The sequence below is a fragment of the Mycolicibacterium sp. XJ870 genome (assembly GCF_053483975.1).
Genome location: NZ_JBEFTI010000006.1, coordinates 219,899 through 244,397, shown reverse-complemented (window position 1 = coordinate 244,397; position 24,499 = coordinate 219,899). Strand labels below are relative to the sequence as shown.

Below are 24,499 nucleotides of genomic sequence, written 5' to 3'. Positions count from 1 at the left end.
GCTCTCAACCCCGGGCCATCAGCGCGGTAAGCGCAGACGACCGTCGATTCGGATGGCGGTTGCTCTAACCGAGGTGTGCAGCGTAATGGCGGCTGGCCAGGGCGTGACCGCTAGTAACCGCGCCCGGGGTTGAGGATTCCGTCGGGATCGAAGGCCGCCTTGATCCGATGCATCAGGGCCCGTTCGACGGCACCCACCTGTCTGCCGAGCATGTCCCGCTTGAGGACGCCGATGCCGTGCTCCCCCGTGATGGTGCCGCCGTGCTCGACCGCCGCTGTCACGATGTCGTCGAATGCCAGCCGGGCGCGGTCCCGCTGTGCTGGGTCGGCCGGGTCGAACACGATGGTGGGGTGCAGATTTCCGTCGGCAGCGTGTCCGAAGGTGCCGATGACCACGTCGTGGCGGGCGGCGATCTCTTCGATCTGCGCCAGCAGTGCGGGCATCCGATGCACACTGACCGCAACGTCGTCGAGCAGCGTGGCTCCCAGTCTCTCCAAGGCCGGATACGCCGCGCGTCTGGCCTCCATGAGCGCCTCCCCCTCGGCGATGTCCACGGTGTGGAACACCTCGGCGCCTTTGGCCTCGGCGAGCGCAGCACAGTTCTGCGCTTGCGCACCGACGGCCGCGTCGTCGGCACCGTCGAATTGTGCCAGCACGACTGCACCCGCGCGCTCGTCGAGGTCCATGCGGGTGGCCGCGTTGACGGCACGCACGGTGGTGCGGTCCATCAATTCCACCGCCGCCGCACCGTCGCCGAGTTCCAGGACCATCGCGATGGCGTCCTGCGCGGTCGGGAAGAACGCGGCCACCGTCGCCACGGCTGCCGGACGACGCCGTAACCGCACCGTGGCCTCGACGATGACGCCGAGCGTGCCCTCGGACCCGACGAGCAGCCTGGTGAGATCGAGTCCGGCGACGTTCTTTCGGGTGAGCGCCCCGGTGTGCACCGTCTCCCCCGTGCCCAGCACCGCCGTCAGCTGCTGGACATGGTCGGCGGTGACACCGTATTTGGCGCAGCACATGCCGCCGGCGTTGGTCGCGAGGTTTCCACCGATCGTGGATATCGCCCGGCTGCCCGGGTCAGGTGCATACCAGAGACCGTGCTCGGCGGCGGCCCGGTCGAGATCGCCGTTGAGTACGCCCGGTTGCACCACCGCCGAGCGGGCGATCGGGTCGATGGCGAGGATGCGGTCGAGCCGCGACAGCACCAGGACGATGCAGCCGTCGATCGCGTTCGCGGCGCCGGCCAGCCCGGTACCCGCGCCGCGGGTGACCAGCGGGACACGGTGATGCCTGGCGACGCGCACAGTGGCGGCTACGTCTTCAACGGATTTGGCGAGTACGACGGCAGCAGGCACGCCCGCCTCGGTGAGCAGGCACTGGTCGCGCCGGTAGCCCTCCATCGCCGCTGGATCAGTGACAAGTGCGGCAACCGCTCCGGCAAGCTCGTCGAGTAGTGCCGTCACGCCTGTTGCCCAGCAACCCTGAGGAAGAAGTCGTCGCCGCCGACTTGACCACCTTTGAGGACGACCTCGGCGCCATCGAGCACCGAACTCTCGCCGAACGTGCGGCACAGCAGTCCGGCCACTGCGATCGAACTGGCGATCTCGATGGCGCTGACCCCGGCCATGCTGACGATCTCCCCGGACGTGTCTCCGCCGGCGATGAGCAAGCGGTGGGTAAACCCGTCACCGACGGCAGTGAGGGCCAGCGCACCGAGCCGGCGGCTCAGGTCCGCCGCGGCCGCACCGGTGCTTGCGCCGCGAGCCGTATAGACGACGCTGTGTCTGCCCTGTTGAAGAGCCGCGAAAACCCGCTCCGACACATCGGCGTCGTCGATGTGGGCGCTGAACCACCCGGCGTCCTCGGCGGTGAGGATCTGGCGATCGGTGACCGGCGAACAACTGCCGGACACGGCCAACACCGGACCCCCCGGAGGCGGCACCTCGCCGTGTGCGGGTGCAGGCACCACCGGCGGCCCGCCGCGCACGAGCGCCGCGGCGTACCCATAGGACAGCCCGCCCGACCCCACCGCGAACAGCGGGCGGCCAACTCGTGACTGCAGGTCGCGCAGCGCCGCGCCGAACCGGACCAGATCACCGTTGCTGATCGCATCGACGATGAAAGCACTTGCAGCACCGTTCATCTGGTTATCCAGGGCGGCAGTCAGCGCGGCGTCGTCGGCGAGTAACGGAACGTGCAGCACGCCGACCTCGCCGGCCAGCTGACGCCCGAGGTGCAGTCGGAGGTCGGCTTCATCGATGGGTGTTGCGGGATGACTGCGCATGGGCTCGTGACGGTCCAGCCGGTAGTTCTGCCCGGCGTAGTTGGCGAAGTGGTTCGCAAAAGCCGTCCAACGACCGAACTCCGGCTGCGCCGGCAGGACGGGAGCCGGCAATTCGAAACCGAGTTGGGCACGCGCGGCGTCGATCACGGCTCCGATGTTGCCGCGGTTGGGTGATGAGTCGAACGTCGAGCACACCTTGTACTGCAATAGTTCCGGCTGCAGTTCGGCGAGCGTCCGCAACACAGGCAACGCCACGCGGGCCGCGCCGGTACCGGTCGCCGAGCGGGCCGTGGTCGCGATCCCGATGACGTCGTAGTCGGCGTCGAGATTCTCCGGGGTCAATTGTGACGCGGACGTGAACAGCCGCGACCGTAGGCCGTAGCGCTGGAACTGCCACAGCGCATCGGTGGCGCCGGTGAAATCGTCGGCGACGAACGCTGCGCGCACCATCAGCCGAAATGGGCGAGCGCTGCGGCGAGCTCGCCATGTTCCTTGGCCGCATCTTCGAGCGAAATGCCCGCCGTCACGGCCTCCCACGCCTGTCGCATGCTGCGCGCGCCCGCCGCGGCGCCGCCCGGATGACCGAGGACTCCGCCGCCGGCGAGCACCAGGAGATCGTCGGTGCCGGTGTGCTGCCATGTCGTCGGCGCGGTGCCCGCCCACTGTGCCGACGAGACGACCGGCAGACATTCCCGGCCGCCGAGCAGCGGGGCGCGGACGGCTTCGACGTTGGCGGCAGTCTCCTCATCCTCGATGAAGAATTTCGACTTGAATCCGCCCACATGCAGATGGTCCACACCGGCGAAGCGGGCCAGCTTCTGGAACGCCGCGAAGCCCATACCCAGATTGGGGTGGCGGGACGCCGCCGCGAAGCCCGCAAGATGCCCGTGGATCACCAGATCAGTCTGCCTACGCACAGCACACAGCGCGGGGACACCGACGAGCGCGGTATTGACCACGGCGCACTTGCCTCCGGCCTCGGCGACATAGCCCGCCGAATCGAGCATGTGGTCGAGTTCATCGCTGATGTTGAACGCATACAGTGGGCGGCGGCCCGTCTCGCTCTCTACCTCATCAAGAGCACGGATCACATGCGGCACCCGCTCCCGCAAGGGAGTCGGCGGACAGTCGGCATTGACTTCGTCGTCCTTGATGAAATCCAAACCCGCCAGCCCGAGTTCACGGACGACGCGGTAGTAGTCGGGCCCGGACAGCCCGATGTTCGGTTTGACGATCGTGCCGAGCAGAACGCCCGACGGACGGCCGAGGAGCCGACGCGTCCCCGCCACGCCGTGGGGGGCTGGTGGGTAGACCGCACCGAACTCTTCGGGAAATTCGATGTCGAGGAGTTTGATCCCGGCAAGTTCGCTGAGCTCGTAGAGATTGCCCGAGACGAATGCCAGCATGCGCGTCAGCGAGGGGCCGCTGTTGGCCAGTGGGTAGCCGATCCGTACCAGAGCCCCACGCAGGCTGCCGCTTTCACGGCCGCGAGCGCCCGGCAGCGGGTCCCCAAGGCCGCCGTCCAACGGTGTGAGGTCGAGAATCTGCGCGCGATGCTTGCGATGGAGCTCCGGGGTCTCGCCGGCGACCTTGGTGAAGGTGCCCGTGGTCTGCTCACCCGCAATGGCTTCTGCCGCCTGTTCGAGCGGAAGGTAGCTCAAGATGCGGTACGTGACTGCGATGGTGTCGCTCAAAGTGTTTGCCTCTCAAGGGATATGTGGTGTCGCTCAGCTGAACAGGCTGGGCAGCCACGTGGACAGGGCCGGGACGAACGTGACCAGGACCAGCGTGAGGATCAACGAGAGGAAGAACCGCCACGAGGCCGTGGTGATTTTGTCCAGGCTGACGCCGGCGATCGAGGCACCCACCACGAGGGTGGGTGCGACCGGCGGAGTGACCAGTCCGACAAGGAGATTGATCACGACGATGACGCCGAAATGGACGGGATCCATGCCGAGCGCATCTGCCAACGGCGCAAGGATCGGGACCGCGATGATGATGCCCGGTGCGACGTCGAGGAAGGTACCGATGATCAGCAACAGAATGTTGATGAGAATCAACTGAATCCACACGGTCGATGTCAGGCCGAGCATGAACTCGGCGATCGTCTGGGGGATCTGCTCGATGGTCATGATCCAGCCGAACAGGGTGGACGCTGCGATGATGAGCATCACGATGCCGGTGGCTGTGATCGTCCGCGTCATTACCGTGGACAGGTCACGGAGTTTCAGCTCGCGGTAGACGAGGAGTTCGACGGCGAGTGCGTAGAGCACGGTGGCGACCGCGGCTTCGGTGACCGTGAGGATTCCGGAGACGATGCCGCCGACCATGAGGACCGGAGTCAGCAGCGCCAGGAAGGCGCGCCCGAAGGAGCTGAAGAACTCCTGCACCGTTGCCCGTTCCCCGGCGGGGTAGCCGGCCTTGACCGACTGCCAGTAGCCCACGGCGATCAACAGGACCACCATCAGGATGCCAGGCACGATGCCTGCGACGAACAGCGCGCTGATCGAGACACCGGCGGCAATCCCATACAGCACCATGGGAATCGACGGCGGGAACACCGAACCGAGAACGCCGGCGTTGGCAACGACCGCACCGGCGAATGCCGGATCGTAGCCGCGTTGGCGCATTTGTGGCACGAGCACACTGCCGACCGCGGCGGTGTTGGCCACCGACGATCCGGACACACCCGAGAACAGCATCGTCGACAGGACTCCGACCACTGCGAGGCCGCCGCGCAGATGTCCGACCATCGTCGCGGCGAATTCGACCATGCGCCTGGCCATCGCCCCACGGGCCATGATCTCGCCTGCGAGCAGGAACGCCGGAATCGCGATGAGAGCGAAGGAGTCCATGCCGGTGAACATCCGTTGGGAGATGACTGCGAGCGGCAGATCGGTACCCGTCGCCATCATGGCGACGACGACTGCCATCAGCAGCGCGATACCCACCGCGACGTTGGAGGCGACCAGCACCGCGAAACCGCCGAAGAGCCAACCGATCATCATTTTGCGCTCCGTTCGTGCTCGGGCCCATCTCCGATTGCGCCGGCGGCTTCCTCTGCCACGGCACGGTCCTCATCGGCCGACAACAGGTCGTCGGCGCCGGCGCGCAGGTGCAGGGCGATGTGCTCGATGCTGAACACGACTCCGAGCACGGCGAACACCGGGAATACCAAATAGATCCAGGCCATCGGCATCCCGGTCGCCGGTGCCGTGGAGTCGATCCCGATATCGATGAGTTTGCGGCTCGACAGGCCGACCACGACGAAGAAGGCGATGCTTACCAGGTCGACACCGATGATCACGATGCGCCGTACCCCCACCGGAAGTTTGGTGACCAGGCTGGAGTAGCCGGCATGCATCTGCCTGCGGTGCGCCACCGTGATGGCGATGAAACTGGTGAAGATGAACAGGAATCGCGAGACTTCCTCGGTCCACGCCAGCGACTGATCGAGGAAGTAGCGGAACAACACCTGCAGGGTGATGACGACCACCATGCCGATGAGTCCGGCGCCCGCGACCACCCGGGCCACCGCGTCGAGACCATCGGTGAACTGGCGGAACATTGTGTACGAGCGGCTTTCGGCCGGCTGCGCGCTAAGAGTCATTGGACGCCACCAGATCGTCGTAGAGCCGCTGACCGAACTGTTGTGCATAGTGCTCGTGTACCGGCCGGACCGCTTGGCGGAACGCGTTCTTGTCGACCTGAACGAACGTCATGCCGTTCTCGCGCAATTCGTCCTGGTACTTCTGTTCGTCGGCGGCGGTGCGTTCGTTGTGGCGCGCCCGCACGGTCTTCGCAGCCTCGGTGACCACCTGCTGCTGTTCGGATGAGAGCCGGCCCCAGGTGTCCTCGGACATCGCCAGCATCACGTAGCCGTACACGTGATCGGTCTGCATGACGTAGCGCTGCACCTCGAACAGGTTCGACGATTCGATGATGGCGTACGGATTCTCCTGCCCGTCGATCACGCCTTGCTGCAGTGCGCCGTACACCTCGGAGAACGCCATCGGGGTGGGATTGGCGCCCATGGCACGCCAGGCGTCGATCGAAGCCGGTATCTCCGGAACCCGGATCTTCGCGCCGTCGAGCTGTGCCGGGCTGACGATCTCGCGGTTGGCGGTCAGCTCGCGCGGTCCCCGATCGAGCCACGCCAGGTTACGAATCCCCTTCTCCAGCAGGTCCTCCGACAGCCGCTGGCCGCCAGGGCCATCGAGTGCCTTGTTGAGCGCCTGCTGACTGGTGAACATGTACGGGATCTCCAGCATCGTCATCGCCGGCTCCACCGAGGACAGCACACCGGCGACGAGCGTGAAGTCGACCGAGCCGATCTGCATACCCTCGACCATGTCGCGGTCACCACCGAGCTGTGCGCCGGGATAGACCTTCACCTCGACTGTGCCACGGCTGTTCTCGTTCACCAGGTCGGCGAACTCCTGGGCCGAGGTCTGCCACGGATCGGTCGCGGAGTTGACATGCCCGAGCCGCAACTGCACGGTGTCGTGGCGGCCACCGGAGCAGCCGGTCGCCGCAATCATCAACGCGCACAGCGTCAATACCGTGGTCAGCAGCTTCGGCGAAGCTGTCGGTCGCCATGTCATGCCGTCAACCCCGGAACGACGAGGGTCTTGATGGCCGCGCCACCATCGGCCTGGCGGGCGAATTCGGCGCCAACCTCGTGCAGGCCAATGCGTTTGGTGATGAAGCGAGCGTAGGTTTCGGTGTCGCTGCCAAGCAGTCCCAGTGCCGCATCGAAGTCATCGCTGTTGTACGTCAGCGACCCGACCATGGTCTGTTCATCGGTGACCAGTGCCGATGCCGCGATATGCGCGGTGTCGGCGTACAGGCCCAGGAGCACGATGCGACCGCCGGGCCGCGTCAGAGCTGCGGCGTCGAGCAGACTGTTGGGTGCGGTGGCGGCGACGATCGTGATGTCGCCTCGGTCGAACCGGCTGGCCCGCAGAGCATCGATGATGTCGGACGTCCGTACGTCCGATGGTCGCTTTGCGCCCAATTCGCCTGCGACCCGGAGCTTCTCGGTGTCAATATCAGTTACGACGTCGACGTCGGCTCCGAGGTGGCGCGCGACCATCAGGCACAGCAGTCCGATCGTGCCCGAGCCGACGATGTTCACGGTCATCCCCGGGCCGGTGCCACCCCGGCGATTGGCATGGCACGCGACGGCCAGCGGCTCGGCGAGGGCGGCCAGATCGAGCGGTACACCGTCCGGTACCCGGTGCACCATGTTCGCGGGCGCGGCGAAGAACTCGGCGAGGCTGCCCGTCCAGTCGTGGGTGGCCGGGTACTGCTTGTGCTCGCAGATTTCGTTGTCCCCATGCCGGCACGCTCGGCAGGTGCCGCAGATCCGGTGTGGCTGGATCACCACCCGATCACCCACGTCGACCGTGGTGACGTCGGAGCCGCGTGCGTACACCGTGCCTGCGGGTTCGTGGCCCAGCACGACGGGTGGTTGCCGGAACGGATGGCGCCCGTGCCAGGCGTGCAGGTCCGAACCGCAGATGCCGGACGCCTCGACCGCGATGACGATCTCGTCGGCCCGCGGTTGCGGTTGCGGGATGTCGCGAAGCTCGACGCAGCGGTGCGCTGTCAGCACAGCCGCCTTCATCGGCCACGTTCCGAGCGGGGCATCAGTGAATCAGCGGAACCAGACCGGACCATGGGCTTCCTCCGTGCATTGCCTGCTTGGACGTACTTGTACGTACAATTGATACGTACAACTATGATGTGATGTGTGTTACGTGTCAAGCCAGACTGTGACCCTGCCCTAGCCTCTATTTGCTGATCAGTTTTCGAAAGGGAGCACCGTGGTTTCAGAGCGGCTAGTGGACCGCGACAGCGGCATTCCCTTATATGCGCAGGTTCGCGACGTCCTACGCAGCCAGATCCTCGGTCAGAACCTCGCCCCGGGCGATCCCCTCCCCAGTGAGCTCGAGCTTCAGGAGACGTTCGGCGTCGCCCGCAGCGTGATCCGCCAAGCGCTGGCCGAACTCGCCGATTCAGGACTCATCCGGCGGGAACGCGGCCGGGGCAGCGTCGTCGCGCCAACACGGCTGCACCATCGACGCGCCGAACAGGCAGGCGGCCTCAGTCGGCAATTGGCGGCGGCAGGCGAGCACCTGCGGACCGTGGTGATCGACTTGAGTGCCGCAGCGGCGCCTGATGCCGCAATCCCGGCGTTGGGAACGCCCGATGCCTGGCGCATCGAGCGCCTCCGTTTCGTCGACGACGAGCCGCTGGTGTTCATGCGGTCGTGGGTGTCACGGGAACTGTTCCCCAACCTCACCGCAGAAGCGATCCAGGGATCACTCCTCGGCTACATGCGATCCACCGGCGTCGTCCCGGTCGGCGGCCCCCGCCAGCTCCGAGCGGTGCCGGCGGACCCGACCGTGGCAAGGCATCTGGCCATAGACATCGGCACACCGGTGCTGCTACTCCAGGCGCAGACCAATGATGCCGAGGGCCGAGGTCTCGAGTGGTCGACGTTGTGGCACCAACCGTCAACGGTTTTCGATGTCGATGCGAAGGTCGACGCTAACGCTGAGGCAGCCGACTCCGATCCGTCAGACTTCGACCGCGTGCGCGAGCTGGTCGCCGAGCTGGCGTCACTTATCGACGCGGGCCGACGCTGACGTCGATCGGCCCGGATCCCGGCTCCCAATTGACAACCCCGTTCTGGGAGAATCACCGCCATGAGTCCCACGCGCGGCGAAGCCCCGGATCGCAACCTTGCCCTTGAACTTGTCCGGGTCACCGAGGCCGGTGCCATGGCGGCCGGCCGTTGGGTGGGCCGCGGCGACAAAGAGGGTGGTGACGGGGCCGCCGTCGACGCCATGCGCGAGCTGGTCAACTCGGTCTCGATGCGCGGCGTCGTCGTCATCGGCGAGGGCGAGAAAGACAACGCCCCGATGCTCTACAACGGGGAAGACGTCGGCAACGGCGACGGCCCGGAGTGCGACTTCGCGGTCGACCCGGTCGACGGCACCACGCTGATGAGCAAGGGCCTGTCCAACGCGATCTCGGTCCTCGCGGTCTCAGAACGCGGCACCATGTTCGACCCGTCGGCCGTGTTCTACATGAACAAGATCGCCGTCGGGCCCGACGCCGTCGACGCGATCGACATCACCGCGCCCATCGGCGAGAACATCCGCAATGTCGCCAAGGCCAAGAGCGTGTCGGTCTCGGACCTGACGGTGTGCATCCTCGACCGGCCGCGCCACGAGCAGTTGATCGCCGACGTGCGGTCCGCCGGTGCCCGCTGCCGGCTGATCACCGACGGTGACGTGGCCGGCGCCATCTCGGCGTGCCGGCCCAACACGAGCACCGACATGCTCGTCGGCATCGGCGGCACCCCGGAAGGCATCATCGCCGCGGCCGCGATCCGCTGCATGGGCGGCGCGATCCAGGGCCAACTTGCACCGAAGGACGACGAGGAACGCCAGAAGGCGCTCGACCGGGGGTACGACCTGGACCAGGTGTTGAGCACCGAGGACCTGGTCTCGGGCGACAACGTGTTCTTCTGCGCCACCGGGGTGACCGACGGCGACCTGCTCAAGGGCGTCCACTTCTACAGCGGCGGCTGCACCACCCAGTCCATCGTGATGCGGTCCAAGTCCGGGACCGTCCGGATGATCGAGGCCTACCACCGGCTTTCGAAGCTGAACGAATACTCGGCCATCGATTTCACCGGCGATTCCAACGCCATCTATCCCCTGCCCTGACAACCGACAATCAAAGGGAGCACATGACCGCCGACAGTGCCGTCGACAACAATGGCGACGTCGAGTACCGCATCGAGCACGACACCATGGGCGAGGTCCGGGTACCGGTCAACGCCCTGTGGCGGGCACAGACCCAGCGTGCCGTGGAAAACTTCCCCATCTCGTTCCGTCGCCTGGAACGCACCCAGATCCGGGCATTGGGCCTGCTGAAAGCGGCCTGTGCTCAGGTCAACAAGGACCTGGGTCTGCTCGCACCCGAGAAGGCCGACGCGATCATCGCCGCGGCCGGTGAGATCGCCGACGGCCTGCACGACGACCAGTTCCCGATCGACGTGTTCCAGACCGGGTCGGGCACCAGCTCCAACATGAACACCAACGAGGTGATCGCGTCGATCGCGGCACGCAACGGTGTGACCGTGCATCCCAACGACGACGTGAACATGTCGCAGAGCTCCAACGACACGTTCCCGACCGCAACGCACATCGCCGCGACCGAAGCCGCTGTGCGCCATTTGATTCCGGCGCTCGAGGTGCTGCACGAATCTCTGGCAGGCAAGGCCCGCCAGTGGCGCACCGTGGTGAAGTCGGGCCGCACCCACTTGATGGATGCGGTGCCGGTGACGCTGGGGCAGGAGTTCGGCGGGTATGCCCGTCAGATCGAAGCGGGCATCGAAAGAGTCAAGGCGACGCTGCCGCGTCTGGGCGAACTCGCCATCGGCGGCACCGCCGTCGGCACCGGGCTCAACGCACCCGACGGCTTCGGCGCCAAGGTGGTCGAGGTGCTGGTGAACCAGACCGGGCTGGCCGAATTACGTACCGCCGTGGACTCTTTCGAGGCGCAGGCAGCTCGCGACGGGTTGGTCGAGGCTTCCGGCGCGTTGCGAACGATCGCGGTGTCGCTGACCAAGATCGCCAACGACGTGCGCTGGATGGGCTCCGGGCCGCTGACCGGCCTGGGTGAGATCCAGCTGCCCGATCTGCAGCCGGGCAGCTCGATCATGCCGGGCAAGGTGAATCCCGTTCTGCCCGAGGCGGTTACGCAAGTGGCTGCGCAGGTGGTCGGCAATGACGCGGCTGTCGCATGGGGCGGTGCCGCGGGAGCCTTCGAACTCAACGTGTACATCCCGATGATGGCGCGCAACCTGCTTGAGTCGTTCACGCTGTTGGCGAACGTGTCGAAGCTGTTCGCCGCGCGTTGCATCGACGGCCTCGTTGCCAACGAGGCTCACCTGCGTGAGCTGGCCGAGTCCTCGCCGTCGATCGTGACCCCGCTGAACTCCGCGATCGGGTACGAGGAGGCCGCGAAGGTGGCCAAGCAGGCGCTGAAAGAGAAGAAGACCATCCGCCAGACAGTCGTCGACCGCGGGCTGATCGGCGACAAGCTGTCCGAAGAGGAACTCGACCGCCGCCTCGACGTGCTCGCCATGGCCAAGGTCAAGCCCGGCGAGTAACTTTCCTGCACGGAGTCAGGGCAGCGGTACGGACCAGCGCAACAACAATCCGCCGCCGTCGGCTTTCCCGAGGGTGAAGTCTCCGCCGTATTCCTGGGCGCGGTGCCGCAGGTTCGCCAAGCCGCTTTCGGTGATATCGCCGGAGATGCCACGCCCGTTGTCCCTGACTTCGATGCAGAGGTCGTCGGCCACCCTGACGTCAACGGACAGTTCGCTGGGGTGGCCATGGCGCACCGCGTTGCTAACCGCCTCGCGCACAACGGCTTCGGCGTGATCTGCCAGTGTGGCATCGACGACCGAGAGCGGCCCGACGAACTGCACGTTGGTTCGCACGTCCGAGCCGGCGAACTGGTCGATCGCCTGGTCGAGGCGTTGCCGCAATCGGGTGCCGCCTGCGGACGAAGTGTGGAGATCGAAGATCGCCGTACGGATTTCCTGGATGACGGTGTGCAGATCATCGACACATCCGGTCAAGCGCTGCTGCACTTCCGCGGACCGCGCACGTGAGATGGTGCCCTGCAACGCAAGACCCACCGCGAACAGGCGCTGGATCACATGGTCGTGCAGATCCCGTGCGATGCGGTCCCGGTCGGTCAGGATGTCCAGTTCGCGCATCTGACGCTGTGAGGTGGCGAGTTGCCACGCCAAAGCCGCCTGATCGGCGAAGGCGGCCATCATGTCAAGCTGTTCTGCGGTGAAAGGCGGCGCGTCGTCGTGACGCATCGCCACCAATACGCCAACGACCGTATCGGTTGCCCGGAGAGGTAGCACGAGCGCCGGACCGACACAGCCGACGCCGTGGATTCCCACGTCGAGCTTGTCGAAGCGTAGTGGCGTGTGATCACGGAAAGCCTGACCGACCGGTGTGGCATTCAGCTGGAGTATGGGCGTTCCCACATCCGTGGGGGCGGTGCTGCCGGTCTCGACCACGACCAGTTCATCAATGTCCGCCGATGGCGTTTCGGAGTCGGCCGGAACGGCTACCAGCGTGCACTCCGCGCCGGTGAGGTTAAGGGATTCGGTGGCGATGAGGCGGAACACGGTGGCCGGATCCGCGCCGGCGAGCAGTTCGGTCGCGATGTCACGGGTCGCGGTGATCCAGGACTGGCTGGCCCGGGATTGCTCGTACAGACGGGCGTTCTCGATCGCGATACCTGCTGCCGCGGCCAATGCCTCGACCAGGATCTCGTCGTCCTCGGTGAATGGTTGGCCGGTGGTCTTGTCGGTCAAGTAGAGGTTGCCGAAAACCTCGTCGCGAATCCGCACCGGGACACCCAGGAATGTCCGCATCGCGGGATGATTCGGCGGGAAACCGACCGATGCCGGGTGCTGATGGATGTCGTCGAGCCGGATCGGCTTGGGATCGTCGATCAGGACACCCAGCACGCCACGGCCTTCGGGCAAATGCCCGATCCTGCGCCGGGTGTCGTCGTCGACGCCCTCGTAGACGAACTCCGTCAGCTCATGTCCCTCGCCCCGCACGCCCAGTGCTCCGTAGCGCGCATCGACCAGCTCGATCGCGGTGTGCACGATCGTGCGTAACGTCACGTCGAGTTCGAGACCGGCGGTCACCGTCAGCATCGCCTCGACCAAGCCGTCGAGCCGATCGCGACTCTCCACGATCTCCTCGATGCGGTCCCGCACCTCGCTGAGCAGTTCGCGCAGCCGCAATTGCGACAGGGTGTCGCGAACCGGGGGCGTGCGTCGCTCGGGTCTATCCCGACCACCCTGACCGGCCACGTCCCCATCGTGACAGTCGGCCGACGGTTGTGCCAGGTAGGTTGTCATGCAGCGACCGGTTTCTTGACCTGATGAGCTGGATGCCTCTGTGGTGAGTGAACGCGCTACTGGCGCAGTATCGACGGCCCGTACCGACAGGCCGTCCACACCTACTGCCGCCCGCGATGCCGTACGGACGCTCAATCCCGGCTTACTTCGCGCTGGTCTGGGCCGTCTCGCCGCGAGCAGTGTTGATGCCCCTGGGTCCCTACCACCCATAGCGCGAATCCAGAACGATGGGAGCACAACATGGTGAGGGTTTTCCTGGTGGACGACCACGAAGTCGTCCGACGTGGACTGATCGACCTGCTCGGCTCCGATCCTGAACTCGAGGTTGTCGGTGAAGCCGGTTCAGTGGCGCAGGCAATGGCGCGGATACCTGCCCTTGAGCCCGACGTCGCTGTCCTCGACGTCCGATTGCCCGATGGCAATGGCATCGAACTGTGTCGCGACTTGCTTTCGCGCATGCCCGATCTGCGTTGCCTGATGTTGACCTCGTTCACCTCTGACGAGGCGATGCTGGACGCGATACTGGCCGGCGCCAGCGGATACGTCGTCAAGGACATCAAGGGCATGGAACTCGCCGGGGCCATCAAACAAGTGGGTGCGGGGCGGTCCCTGCTGGACAACAAGGCCGCGGCAAAGCTCATGGCGAAGCTGCGCGGCGCCGCACAGTCTGACCCGCTGTCGGGACTCACCGACCAAGAACGCGTCCTGCTCGATCTGCTCGGTGAGGGCCTGACCAACAAGCAGATCGCCGCCCGGATGTACCTCGCCGAGAAGACCGTCAAGAACTACGTGTCGCGGTTATTGGCCAAGCTGGGCATGGAGCGCCGCACTCAGGCAGCCGTGTTCATCTCCAAGTTGGATCGGCCTAGGCGAAGCTGAGGAACGCTTCGACCGGCCGTCGCGCGGTCGGCGGCGGTACCTCCTCCAGTCCCGGCGCGGTTCCGATCCTGAGGAGAACCTGCGGGCACGCGTCCCGTCCGATCAGCGTTCCGATGATGTCGCGGCTGGCGTGCAGTTCGGTCACGTGGGTCACGGGGCACGTGCTCAGACCGGCGAGCGTGCATTCCAGCAGCGCCGCCGACAGCGCCTCTCCGCACTCCAGCGCATCGGCACGGCTGTACCCGTCGGTGGACAGCACGACGATCGTCGCGGAGTCGTCGTTGACGTGGCGGCGCCGTTCGCTGTGCCTGGTCACCGGGAAGGCGCGCGACACACTGACCCGGTCGCTCTCCTCAGCGGACACCAGTGAACTCTGTGGGATACCGTCCTCGGTCGCGAAAGGTGTTGTCCACCAAGTCAGATCAGCGTGGTACGCGGAGTCGTAGAGCCGTAGCGACTCGGTGAGGGCCACCGCTTCTGCCAGGTCCGGACGGACGTCGTCGCTCAGCACGTCCAGATGCACCGGCCCGCCGGCCAGTTGCGCGCGCAGCACCGGTTCGAATGAATCCCACGCCGCATAGCCGGTCATCGGCAGCCGGTCGGTGCGCCGCGCCAGGATCGCCTCGGCTCGGCGGCGGTGCGCGTCGGTGACGAACTCCATCTCGCGGAAGTGCAACGTCGCCAGATGGTCGAGGTTGTTCGGGTTGGGGAACCGCTCGACCGTGGTCCCCCACCCCGCGGCCGCCATCGCGACGCGCACATGGTCCAGCATCGCCCCGCAGCTGATTACCGCCTCGCGCGCCGACCGGTCGGTGGAGTACACCACCCGGTTGGGGTCGAGGAACAACTTCAGTCCATCTGCATCGGCCACCCAACGCCACGGTTGGGTGTTGTGCAACGACGGCGCGCGCGACGCCAACTGCACGGCGTTGGTGATGGTTGCGGGGTCAATCATGGTGTCGGGCATGACACCAGCTTCGTCGCGCCGGGCCGCGCCGGTTAGGGTCTTTGGTCCTCAACCTGGCCCACCGGCCCGGCGATTCGGGTGCGTTTACCGGCGCCCACCGCCGGTAAACGCGCCCAAATCACTCAGGGCAGCGCGCCGGGACTGAACTCCTCCAGCATCTCGGTGACCAACGCGGCGATCGGCGAGCGTTCGCTGCGCTGCAGGGTCATGTGGGCGAACAGCGGGTGGCCCTTGAGCTTCTCGATGACCGCGGCGACACCGTCGTGCCGGCCGACCCGCAGATTGTCGCGTTGGGCGATGTCATGGGTGAGCACCACCCGCGAGCCCGCGCCCAACCGGGACAACACCGTCAGCAGGACGTTGCGTTCCAGCGACTGTGCCTCGTCGACGATCACGAACGAGTCGTGCAGCGAGCGGCCCCGAATGTGGGTCAGCGGAAGCACTTCGAGCATGCCGCGGGAGAGCACCTCTTCGAGCACGGCCGGGCTGGCCAGCCCTTCGAGGGTGTCGAACACGGCCTGGGCCCACGGACCCATCTTCTCGCTCTCGCTGCCCGGCAGATAACCGAGATCCTGCCCGCCGACGGCGTACAGCGGCCGGAACACCACGACCTTGCGCTGGGTGCGACGCTCCAGCACAGCCTCCAGACCCGCGCACAGCGCCAGTGCGGACTTGCCCGTGCCGGCCTTGCCGCCCAGCGACACGATGCCGACGGATTCGTCGAGCAGCAGGTCGAGGGCGACGCGTTGTTCGGCTGACCTTCCCCGGAGGCCGAACACTTCGCGATCACCACGGACCAGCTGCACCCGCTTGGCGGCAGTTACCCGGCCCAGCGCGTGCGAAGTACCGCCGAGGAGACGAATCCCGGTGTGGCACGGCAGATCCCGCGCCTCGGCCAGGTCGGTCTCACCATCGGCGAACAGCGCGTCGATGTCCTCTGTGGCCACGTCCAACTCGGTCATCCCGGTCCAGCCGGACACGACGACGTCCTGAGCGTGGTATTCGTCGGCTGCGAGGCCCACCGCACCGGCCTTGACGCGCAGCGGGATGTCTTTACTCACCAGCGTGACGCGTTTGCCCTCCGCGGCGAGGTTAGCCGCACAGGTCAGGATGCGAGAGTCGTTGCTGTCGGTGCGAAATCCGGCGGGCAACACCGTCGGGTCACTGTGATTCAGCTCGACATGCAGCGTACCGCCTTGTGCCCCAACCGGAATCGGCTGATCCAGCCGTCCGTGCTCGAGCCGCAAATCGTCGAACATCCGCAGCGCCTGCCGGGCGAACCAGCCCAGCTCGTGGTGATGCCGTTTGGCTTCGAGCTCGCTGATGACGACCAGCGGTACCACCACTTCATGCTCGGCGAACCGGGTGCATGCCCAGGGATCGGACAGCAACACAGAAGTGTCGAGCACATAGGTACGGACAGCGTTATCGGTCACGTGGCGCTCCTAGAGCTCGCGCGGCCCCACCCGAGCTTCTCGGTGGACACTGCGGCACCAGGACCGGGGCCGGTCCTCTCGTGATCGCAACGATCGGTACCGCCCGGACAGCAGAGCATGTCGCTAGCCATCGGATTCGACGCTACTCCCGCCGCGGCGGGGTTGCTGATCGGCGCGCCGGGTGTGAAACGCGTGGCGCGTTACGTGTTGGTGAACTCCTGGAGTTCGGGCTCGTCGGCCAGGCCCCACGCCGTGATGCGGTCGGCGATCAGCTGCCGCAGCGCGGCCTTGTCGAAGATGCCGGACTCGGCCACCAGCGCGACCTTGTCCTGGTAGGCGTCGATGTCAGCGCCGATCACATCCAGCTCGGGCACGCGCGCGGCGATCGCGGCGACGACGTCTGCGCGGTGCTGGGCAAGCAGGGATGCGACGAGGTTGGCGAAGATTTCCTCGTGCCGCTCCTCGTCGGTGGCGATCCGGCCCATCAGCCGGCCCAGCACGGGCTCGGCGATCTGCGCCTGGAGGTTGCGGCAGAACACCGCGTGCGCCCGCTCGAAGAACGCCATGAACACCAGCGTCTCGATCTGGCTGAAGGTGTCGGCGCGGTAGCCCTTCATCACGTGCTCGACGCGGACGTCCTCGTTGGCCGCAGGATCGATCTCACGCGTGACCACGAGGTAGTTGCGCAGTGCGACGGCGTGCAAGTGCTCCTCGGCCGTCCAGCGACCGATGAAGCGGCCCCACTTCTCCTCCAGAATGAAGTGCTCGACCAACTCGCGGTGGTAGCCGCCGAGGTTGTCCTTGGTGATCAGCAGGATCTCCAAGGCGTCGGTGATCTTCTTGGGCAGCGTCACCTGCGACGGATCCCAGTCCTTGCCGCCGAGGAAGGCGAAGTTCTCTCCCTGGTCGAACGGCACGTAGTCGTGGGCGTACCAAAGATCCTCGCTGTCCAGATGGCGACGCAGCTCTGCCGTCACCACCGGCTCGAGCTCGAGGGTCAACGCATTAGGGACAGGTTTCTGTGCCATGAAAGTAACTGTAACCCGAGTTCACATGTTTCTCGAAATCAGCTTGCGCGTGTCCCACGCGCTGGTCCTCAGAGCGTCAGACCGGGATAGAGCGGGTTGGCTTTGAGCAGCTCAGCGGACGCCGCGTGAACCCGGTCAGCGGTGCCGTCGGCCAGTTTGTACTTGGCTTTGGAAGATCCCTCGGCGTCCGTGTTCTTCAGCACATCGACGATCAATTCGGCGACCCGGTCGAAGTCGTCGGGACCGAATCCCCGGCTCGTCAATGCCGGCGTGCCCAACCGGACGCCGCTGGTGTACCAGGCCCCGTTGGGGTCTGCCGGGACGGCGTTGCGGTTGGTGACGACGCCGGCGTCGAGCAGTGCCGACTCGGCCTGACGGCCGGTCAACCCGAACGAACGCACGTCGAGCAGCACGATGTGGTTGTCGGTGCCGCCGGTGACCAGCCCCGCATCGCGCTTGACGAACCCGTCGGCCAAGGCCTGGGCATTATCGGCGACCTGCTGGGCGTAGTCCCGGAAGCCGGGTTGGCGCGCCTCGGCCAGGGCGACGGCCTTGGCGGCCATCACGTGGCTGAGCGGGCCGCCGAGCACCATCGGGCAGCCCTTGTCGACGGCGGGCGCGAACTCCTCGGTCGCCAGCACCATGCCGCCGCGCGGACCACGCAGCGATTTGTGTGTGGTCGTGGTGGTGACGTGGGCGTGCGGCACCGGATCCTCGTCGCCGGTGAACACCTTGCCCGCCACCAGCCCGGCGAAGTGGGCCATGTCGACCATCAGGGTGGCGCCGACCTCATCGGCGATCTCGCGCATCTTGGCGAAGTTCACCCGGCGCGGGTAGGCCGAATAACCGGCCACCAGGATGAGCGGCTTGAACTCGCGGGCCGCCTCGGCGACGGCGTCGTAATCCAAGAACCCGGTCTCCGGGTTGGTGCCGTAGCTGCGCTGGTGGAACATCTTGCCGGAGATATTCGGTCGGAAGCCGTGGGTCAGGTGACCGCCCGCATCCAGGGACATGCCGAGCAGCCGCTGATTGCCCAGCTTGTTGCGCAGCGTCTCCCAATCCGCCTCGGACAGGTCGTTGACGTGCTTGGCGCCGAAGTTGGCGAGCTCGGGAGCCTCCACCTTGGTGGCCAGAATCGCCCAGAAGGCAACGAGATTGGCGTCGATGCCGGAGTGCGGCTGCACGTAGGCGTAGGGGGCACCGAACAGCTCACGCGCATGCTCGGCGGCCAGTGCCTCGACAGTGTCGACGTTCTGGCAGCCGGCGTAGAAACGGTGTCCGACGGTGCCCTCGGCGTACTTGTCGGAGAACCAGGTGCCCATCGTCAGCAGCACGGCCGGCGACGCGTAGTTCTCACTCGCGATGAGCTTCAGCGAATCCCGTTGATCAGCAAGCTCTTTGCGGGTGGCAGCGGCAACCCGAGGTTCGACGGACTCGATGACCTGCAAGGCGGCCTGGTAAGCGGCGGAAGCCGTGTCGGCGTAATCAGCGCCGGAGGCCGCGGGCAAAGTGGATGACGGATCTGCTGCCATGCGCCCAAGCCTATCCCCGGGTCGCTTCGCTCCTGCCCCAGGATGCCGATCCCCGGGTCAGCCCCGCAACGTCGACGGGATCAGCGGCTCGTCGAGCAGCCTGCCGAACCGAGAAGCCAACGACACGTCGGACGGCCTGGCGTCCAGCCAGGCCCGCAGCAGCCGGTAGCCCTCGATGTAGGTGCTGGTGTAGGCCCGCCACAGCGGCGAGGACAAGAACCGCAGCATCTGCCTGGCCCGCTCGTCGTTGACCAGCAGCCAGCGTTTGAGGAATTCGACGACGTCGTCGACGTCGCGATGCTCGTCGTGCAGCATGAGCGCCGCATCCTGACGCACATCGGCCAGCCCGGCCACCGCCTCGGACACGGCTTCGGCGCGCTCACCGTCGAACCGCAGCCCCAGATCCGCGTAGATCTCGCTCGCCCAGGTACCCCAACCCGGGCCGACGGCCGCGTGCAGCGCCAGGTCGGCCAGGCCCTCGGCCATCAGGCATTGCGGGGTGTTGACGAGAAAGATCGTCTGTTCGGCCTGGTTTTTACCGGCCACCAGCCCGGCCTCCTTGCGGCAGTGCTCGGTGTGATGGCCGGGGTAGGACTCGTGGGCCACCAGCCGGGGCAGGTTGGCCATCTGCTGTTTGAGGTCGGCGTTGACCGCGACGGTGGAGCGGTAGTCGCCCAGGTAGTAGTTGAACCCCGACCACGGTTTGTCGGTGACCACCTCGTAGGTGATGGTCTCGGTCTCGGGCAGCGGGTACTCGGCGCGGACCTTGTCGCGCAGGACCGATGAGAACGCATGGATGCATTCCTCCAGGCGTTCAGGCGGGATCTCGTCGGCGGTGCGATGAGCCTGGATCCGGCCGGCCAGCGGGCCGGTGCCGCCGAGGGCCTCGTCGAGCTTGACGTGCGCTTGGCGGTAGCGCTCCGGATCGCCCTTGCTGATGCGCACGTCGAAGTAGGCGGCCACCTCGTCGACGAACCCGACCTGCTCACCGGCGAACTTGCGGCCCGCACAGTTCAGTGCCCGCAGATGCGCGGCGATGTACTCGGCCCGGTCGTGGTCGAGGTCATCGGGTATCTGACCGAGTAGGTGATCGGCCTGCCGGGCCAGGTCCGCCGGGTCGGGTGCCGGCTCGTCCTCGACTGCGCGGCGCAGCGCGGGATCACCGGTGAAGGAGTCGACATAGCCGTCCTCAATCCGGTCGAAGCGCAGACCGAGCAGCAGAAACTCCTGAATGAAGGCGTCTGTGCCTGTCGCTCTGTCTGATCCGAAGTCCATCCCGTTAGCCATGCCCCCAACCGTAAATGCAAGACTGACCGAATGCCGCGGCCCAGCGAGCCGAGCCCCTATGTGGAGTTCGACCGAAGTCAATGGCGTTCACTGCGCATGTCCACCCCGCTGAAACTCACCGAAGACGAGCTGCTGCGACTGCGCGGTATGGGTGAGAAGCTCGACCTCCTCGAGGTCGAAGAGGTCTACCTGCCGCTGGCCCGGTTGATCCACCTGCAGGTGGCCGCGCGGCAGCGGTTGTTCGCCGCGACTGCGGAGTTTCTCGGTGAGCCGCAGCAGAATCCGGACCGGCCGGTGCCGTTCGTCATCGGCGTTGCCGGCAGCGTGGCCGTCGGGAAGTCCACTACCGCCCGCGTGCTGCAGGCGCTGCTCGCCCGCTGGGAACACCACCCACGCGTCGATCTGGTCACCACCGACGGCTTCCTCTACCCCAATCGCGAGCTGAACCGCCGGAACCTGATGCACCGCAAGGGCTTCCCGGAAAGCTATGACCGGCGCGGGCTCATGCGGTTCGTCACCGCGGTGAAATCGGGTGCCGACGAGGTCTGCGCTCCCGTGTATTCGCACCTGCTCTACGACATCGTGCCGGACGAGAAGCAGATCATTCGGCATCCGGACATTCTGATTCTTGAGGGCCTCAACGTCCTGCAGACCGGACCGGCCCTGATGGTGTCGGACCTGTTCGACTTCTCGGTGTACGTCGACGCCCGCATCGAGGACATCGAGCAGTGGTACATCTCCCGGTTCCTGACGATGCGGTCCACGGCCTTCGCCGACCCGGCGTCACACTTCCACCACTATTCGACGCTGACCGATGAACAAGCCATATTCGCCGCCCGCGACATCTGGCATTCCATCAACCGGCCCAACCTGATCGAGAATATTTTGCCGACCAGACCCCGGGCCACCCTGGTACTGCGCAAGGATGCCGACCACGCCATCAACCGGTTGCGACTGCGGAAGCTCTAGCGGCTAGATCTGAGCCAGCGGGCCGCAACGCACGTCGAATCGGTCGCGCACGGTGTCCAGCGTGCGGCGCAGATGCTCACGTTCGCGGCCGTGGATCCGCATGAAACGCAGCCCACCGGCCGTGCGCCTCAGCCACGGATACCAGCGGTCGTAGTCGAGGCCACATTCACCAAATACCTTGGCCGGGACGCTATCGGCGATCAGCCCGAGGTTGTACTGCGCCAATGAGAACAGCGCGTAGGGCAGCACCGGCTTGGCCCTGTTCAACAGATCCTGCATATCGAGCTCATAGAGTGGCAGGTCGCGCAGCTTGTCCAAGAACATGAGGTGGCTGGTGAAGTAGGCCATGTAGGTCGTGAGATGCATTGTGGCCGAGCGGGGTTGAATCGACAGCACCGTGCCGTCGCCGGACGCGTAGGGCTCGTAGGGATGGGCACTGTGGGTGAGGTATCCCGTGCAGTTGATGATCCAGCTGCCCGCTTCGACGGCTTTCGTCGCGCCGCTGCGCAATACCAACTCGGTGGATCCGTTGCGGTCGACGACATCCTCGAGGTGGTCCATGATCACGTCGTTGATGCCCGCAGCGATGGTCCTGTTCTCTGCCTCGGACAGCACACCGTACAGAAAGTTGCCCGTTTCAGGTGTGAGCCAGGTGCCGTAGGAACTGCGGAACCACCGCTCGACGTCGTGCTCGTTCGTCCCGTCGAATCGTCGTGACATGTCGATGGCCATACTGCTGAGCAGGGGGGTTCCCCACCAGCGGCGGATGCCGGTCGGAAAGAACTTCTCCCGGCAGGTGAAGAACGTCCCGGAACCGGCCACCAGATTCACCTCGCGACCGGGATAGGCGGTGACGAGCGAGTGCGCGGTGTCCATCGCTGTCTTGCCGCCACCGATCAGCCACACCGCGGCGCTGCTATCGCGCATGTCTGCGCCCCGGACATCGCAGTAGTCGGGTGACACCGAGTGCACACGCGCGCTGGATAACTCCAGCGGCTCGTTGGGCACCACCCGCAGGCCGTACGCCTTGATCAGCTTTTTCGCATCGATCACCTGTTGTCGACCGTCGGCGTTCCGACACGTGACACGCACCTTGCCGTCTACTTCCTCGTCGGATTCGAAATCCCATCCGTAGCGCTCCTCGACAGTGACCCGTTTCTTGATCTCGTCGAGGCAATGCTCGAAATGGCCGAGCACCTCGCCCTTCGTGGCGAGGTACGACGGCTCGCGGCCCAACGTCCAGGCGATGTTGCCCGCGGTGAACATCGGATGTGGTTGGTGCAGACGCACGTAGGAGTAGGTGTCGATCCACATCCCACCGACGCGCCGGCGCCGATCGATCAGGATCACCTTCTGATCGCGACCCAGATATCGACTGGCGACGAACAGGGCGTTGAGACCGGCTATGCCGGCTCCCACGATGCAGACGTCGCAGCTCTGGACCTGGGCGGGAACGGACGAAGCTGAACTGGGCACGACTACCTCCTCGAACCGGCGCTTTCCAGTGTGGTCGCGCCGGCCGAGGAAGTCGTGAGTAGTCAGCTACCCGAATTCACGCCTTGATCCGGCGCACCCCGACGTACTGCCACTCGGCCATCACGGCGGTGTAGATACCGGTGGCGATCACGGCCACGACGCCGGTCGCGGTGAGCGACATCGTGACGACGGCGACCACGGCGATCACCGTGCACAGCGCATTGGCGATCACCGTGCCGATACCGGCCGGGCGCACCCGCTGGATCGCGGCGAGCGCGAAGACCACGACGCCGTAGACGACCGAGAAGATGCCGACGCCGTACTCGACGGCCTTCGGCAGGCCGGTGAGCTCCGAGACCCAGCCGGCCGCGGCGAGCAATGCGATGCCTGTGATGCCGACGAAGACGGCGTCGACCCGCATTGCCAGGCGCAGCAGCGAATCGGTTCCGGTGGCGGAGCCGGTGGCGGTGATGGCGGTCATGATTCTCCTTCTGGTGGTGGTGTTTTCAATGTCTGAGCCCGGAGCCGCTCGGCGGCGACATGGGGCCCGGTGCGGGGCTGCGCGCCGTAACCTCTTGCGGCGGCACCCCGCACCGGCCCGGGAAGGAGTCACGCCAGACGGCGCACTCCGCGGTATTGGAGCCAGGACAGCCCGGCGGTGGCGGCGACGAAGCTCAGGACCAGGTCGACACCCAGCCCGGTCAGTGGCAGCCAGCCGGCCACGATGGCGGTCACCATGGTGATCGCGAAGCCCACATTGCCGATCACGACGGCGATGCCCACCTTCCGGATGTCAGGCACCGCGGCCAGCACGTAGAGCAACGCTCCGTAGCCCACCAGTGCGGCCCCGGCGATCCATCCGGCAGTGGCCGAAAGCCCGGAGATCCGGGCCAGCAGATCGGCGGCCATCGCGACGAACAATCCGACGCCCGCACACAGGGTGGCGTCGGCGCGAAGCGCGAAGCGGAGCAGCGAGTCGGTCGAATCGGACAGTGGCCGATGCAGGATTGCGGTCATGTCGGGCTCCTCGGCGATGAGGGTTTCGGACAGTTCTGACACTTCCGACACTGCTCAGATGCCGCTGCCAGATCCACGCCAGACGCTGCCAAGCACTGCCAGCACCAGGTCAGGGGCGATTCAGCCGGGTCTATGTGTCATTGCGCGGCCCGGCGTTCATTTCGACATCAGGGCTGTCGATAGATGCGCCAGCACCCGAATCACGACCATGACGTCGAACTCGGTGACAGGGATTACAAATGGGTTGTAGCTCGAACGCACTTCAGGCGTTGGTGCTACCCCAGTCGGTCGATGATCAGATCCTTGATTTCGGCCATCTGGTCCTCCATGGACCTGAACCCGGTGCGCGTCTCTTGGCGATGATCGGCAATCGCGGCGTGCACTCGCGAAAACTCTTCGCGAGTCCGCCGCTGAATGCTGGCGAGTTTGTCGCTGAGTGCGTTGATCGCTTCGCGGGTGGCGTCGTACTTCACCTCAATGCTCTCCAGACGCTCGTCGACCCGATTGAAACGCTCGTCAACCTTGTCGAAACGACCGCCCAGTGCACCGACGGCGGTGAGCACTGCACGGTGATCGGCGCGATCGGCTTCCAGCGCGGCAATACGCGCTTCAAGATCCGGCGACGAGGTCACAACGATGA

General features: G+C 65.9%; 22 protein-coding genes. 5 read left to right on the top strand and 17 right to left on the bottom strand.

All coding sequences use genetic code 11. The features are described from left to right. Positions 1 to 110: 110 nt before the first annotated feature. From ABQF30_RS21980 to ABQF30_RS21950, 7 genes are read right to left on the bottom strand one after another with little or no spacing between them, the layout of a single operon-like run. The gene (locus ABQF30_RS21980; protein ID WP_448467815.1) at positions 111 to 1,403 is read right to left on the bottom strand and encodes an FAD-binding oxidoreductase; all 1,293 of its coding nucleotides are present in this window, start codon (positions 1,401 to 1,403) and stop codon (positions 111 to 113) included. A 59-nt stretch (positions 1,404 to 1,462) separates the two neighbouring features. Then, on the bottom strand, positions 1,463 to 2,737 hold the full coding sequence (locus ABQF30_RS21975) for a four-carbon acid sugar kinase family protein (protein WP_448467699.1): 1,275 nt from the start codon (positions 2,735 to 2,737) through the stop codon (positions 1,463 to 1,465). Further along, a complete protein-coding gene (locus tag ABQF30_RS21970; protein ID WP_448467697.1) occupies positions 2,737 to 3,981 on the bottom strand; it encodes a RuBisCO large subunit C-terminal-like domain-containing protein in 1,245 nt (414 codons plus the stop codon). Before ABQF30_RS21970 ends, ABQF30_RS21975 begins: the two co-directional genes overlap by 1 nt. A 33-nt stretch (positions 3,982 to 4,014) precedes the next feature. Then, positions 4,015 to 5,295: a TRAP transporter large permease gene (locus tag ABQF30_RS21965; protein WP_448467695.1), complete on the bottom strand. Its 1,281-nt coding sequence runs from the start codon at positions 5,293 to 5,295 to the stop codon at positions 4,015 to 4,017. Then, a complete protein-coding gene (locus ABQF30_RS21960; RefSeq protein WP_448467693.1) occupies positions 5,292 to 5,897 on the bottom strand; it encodes a TRAP transporter small permease in 606 nt (201 codons plus the stop codon). Before ABQF30_RS21960 ends, ABQF30_RS21965 begins: the two co-directional genes overlap by 4 nt. Continuing rightward, on the bottom strand, positions 5,887 to 6,891 hold the full coding sequence (locus tag ABQF30_RS21955) for a TRAP transporter substrate-binding protein (protein WP_448467692.1): 1,005 nt from the start codon (positions 6,889 to 6,891) through the stop codon (positions 5,887 to 5,889). The genes ABQF30_RS21960 and ABQF30_RS21955 overlap by 11 nt, the downstream gene beginning before the upstream one ends. Beyond that, a complete protein-coding gene (locus tag ABQF30_RS21950; protein WP_448467690.1) occupies positions 6,888 to 7,916 on the bottom strand; it encodes a zinc-dependent alcohol dehydrogenase in 1,029 nt (342 codons plus the stop codon). Before ABQF30_RS21950 ends, ABQF30_RS21955 begins: the two co-directional genes overlap by 4 nt. Positions 7,917 to 8,115: 199 nt before the next feature. Here ABQF30_RS21950 and ABQF30_RS21945 point away from each other — a divergent pair, with 199 nt between their 5' ends. The 3 genes from ABQF30_RS21945 to ABQF30_RS21935 are packed head-to-tail and all read left to right on the top strand — an operon-like array spanning position 8,116 to position 11,480. Next, positions 8,116 to 8,940 carry a GntR family transcriptional regulator gene (locus tag ABQF30_RS21945; RefSeq protein ID WP_448467688.1) on the top strand — a complete coding sequence of 275 codons (825 nt, stop codon included), beginning with the start codon at positions 8,116 to 8,118 and terminating at the stop codon, positions 8,938 to 8,940. A gap of 60 nt (positions 8,941 to 9,000) precedes the next feature. Next, positions 9,001 to 10,029, top strand: coding sequence for a class II fructose-bisphosphatase (gene glpX, locus ABQF30_RS21940; protein ID WP_448467686.1), 1,029 nt, complete (start codon positions 9,001 to 9,003; stop codon positions 10,027 to 10,029). A gap of 23 nt (positions 10,030 to 10,052) precedes the next feature. Then, positions 10,053 to 11,480, top strand: coding sequence for a class II fumarate hydratase (locus tag ABQF30_RS21935; RefSeq protein ID WP_448467684.1), 1,428 nt, complete (start codon positions 10,053 to 10,055; stop codon positions 11,478 to 11,480). A 15-nt stretch (positions 11,481 to 11,495) separates the two neighbouring features. On the opposite strand, the gene ABQF30_RS21930 is transcribed toward ABQF30_RS21935, so the two are convergent. Continuing rightward, on the bottom strand, positions 11,496 to 13,268 hold the full coding sequence (locus ABQF30_RS21930) for a GAF domain-containing sensor histidine kinase (RefSeq protein WP_448467682.1): 1,773 nt from the start codon (positions 13,266 to 13,268) through the stop codon (positions 11,496 to 11,498). Positions 13,269 to 13,508: 240 nt separating this feature from the next. On the opposite strand from ABQF30_RS21930, the gene dosR reads away from it, so the two are divergent. Then, positions 13,509 to 14,147, top strand: coding sequence for a hypoxia response regulator transcription factor DosR/DevR (gene dosR / locus ABQF30_RS21925; protein ID WP_448467680.1), 639 nt, complete (start codon positions 13,509 to 13,511; stop codon positions 14,145 to 14,147). On the opposite strand, the gene ABQF30_RS21920 is transcribed toward dosR, so the two are convergent. The 5 genes from ABQF30_RS21920 to ABQF30_RS21900 all read right to left on the bottom strand — a co-directional run bounded on the left by ABQF30_RS21920 (position 14,134) and on the right by ABQF30_RS21900 (position 20,397). Beyond that, the gene (locus ABQF30_RS21920; protein ID WP_448467678.1) at positions 14,134 to 15,114 is read right to left on the bottom strand and encodes an Acg family FMN-binding oxidoreductase; all 981 of its coding nucleotides are present in this window, start codon (positions 15,112 to 15,114) and stop codon (positions 14,134 to 14,136) included. The two genes, dosR and ABQF30_RS21920, sit on opposite strands and share 14 nt — an antisense overlap. A 122-nt stretch (positions 15,115 to 15,236) precedes the next feature. Further along, a complete protein-coding gene (locus ABQF30_RS21915; protein WP_448467676.1) occupies positions 15,237 to 16,550 on the bottom strand; it encodes an RNA 5'-3' helicase PhoH2 in 1,314 nt (437 codons plus the stop codon). Between the two features lie 200 nt (positions 16,551 to 16,750). After that, positions 16,751 to 17,578 (bottom strand): acyl-ACP desaturase, encoded by an 828-nt coding sequence (locus ABQF30_RS21910; RefSeq protein ID WP_448467672.1) that lies wholly within the window; start codon positions 17,576 to 17,578, stop codon positions 16,751 to 16,753. A 68-nt stretch (positions 17,579 to 17,646) separates the two neighbouring features. Next, positions 17,647 to 19,110: a glycine hydroxymethyltransferase gene (locus tag ABQF30_RS21905; protein WP_448467670.1), complete on the bottom strand. Its 1,464-nt coding sequence runs from the start codon at positions 19,108 to 19,110 to the stop codon at positions 17,647 to 17,649. Between the two features lie 57 nt (positions 19,111 to 19,167). Beyond that, on the bottom strand, positions 19,168 to 20,397 hold the full coding sequence (locus tag ABQF30_RS21900) for a DUF885 domain-containing protein (RefSeq protein WP_448467668.1): 1,230 nt from the start codon (positions 20,395 to 20,397) through the stop codon (positions 19,168 to 19,170). A 30-nt stretch (positions 20,398 to 20,427) separates the two neighbouring features. Here ABQF30_RS21900 and coaA point away from each other — a divergent pair, with 30 nt between their 5' ends. Next, on the top strand, positions 20,428 to 21,366 hold the full coding sequence (coaA, locus tag ABQF30_RS21895; RefSeq protein ID WP_448467666.1) for a type I pantothenate kinase: 939 nt from the start codon (positions 20,428 to 20,430) through the stop codon (positions 21,364 to 21,366). A gap of 3 nt (positions 21,367 to 21,369) precedes the next feature. On the opposite strand, the gene ABQF30_RS21890 is transcribed toward coaA, so the two are convergent. From ABQF30_RS21890 to ABQF30_RS21875, 4 genes are all read right to left on the bottom strand, one after another. After that, positions 21,370 to 22,842, bottom strand: coding sequence for an FAD-dependent oxidoreductase (locus tag ABQF30_RS21890; RefSeq protein ID WP_448467664.1), 1,473 nt, complete (start codon positions 22,840 to 22,842; stop codon positions 21,370 to 21,372). Positions 22,843 to 22,918: 76 nt separating this feature from the next. Beyond that, positions 22,919 to 23,323 carry a hypothetical protein gene (locus tag ABQF30_RS21885; RefSeq protein ID WP_448467662.1) on the bottom strand — a complete coding sequence of 135 codons (405 nt, stop codon included), beginning with the start codon at positions 23,321 to 23,323 and terminating at the stop codon, positions 22,919 to 22,921. Positions 23,324 to 23,451: 128 nt separating this feature from the next. Further along, entirely contained in the window at positions 23,452 to 23,859 is a 408-nt protein-coding gene (locus ABQF30_RS21880; protein WP_448467813.1) for a hypothetical protein, read from the bottom strand. A gap of 275 nt (positions 23,860 to 24,134) precedes the next feature. Continuing rightward, positions 24,135 to 24,491 carry a hypothetical protein gene (locus tag ABQF30_RS21875; RefSeq protein ID WP_448467660.1) on the bottom strand — a complete coding sequence of 119 codons (357 nt, stop codon included), beginning with the start codon at positions 24,489 to 24,491 and terminating at the stop codon, positions 24,135 to 24,137. Between the last annotated feature and the right edge of the window lie 8 nt (positions 24,492 to 24,499).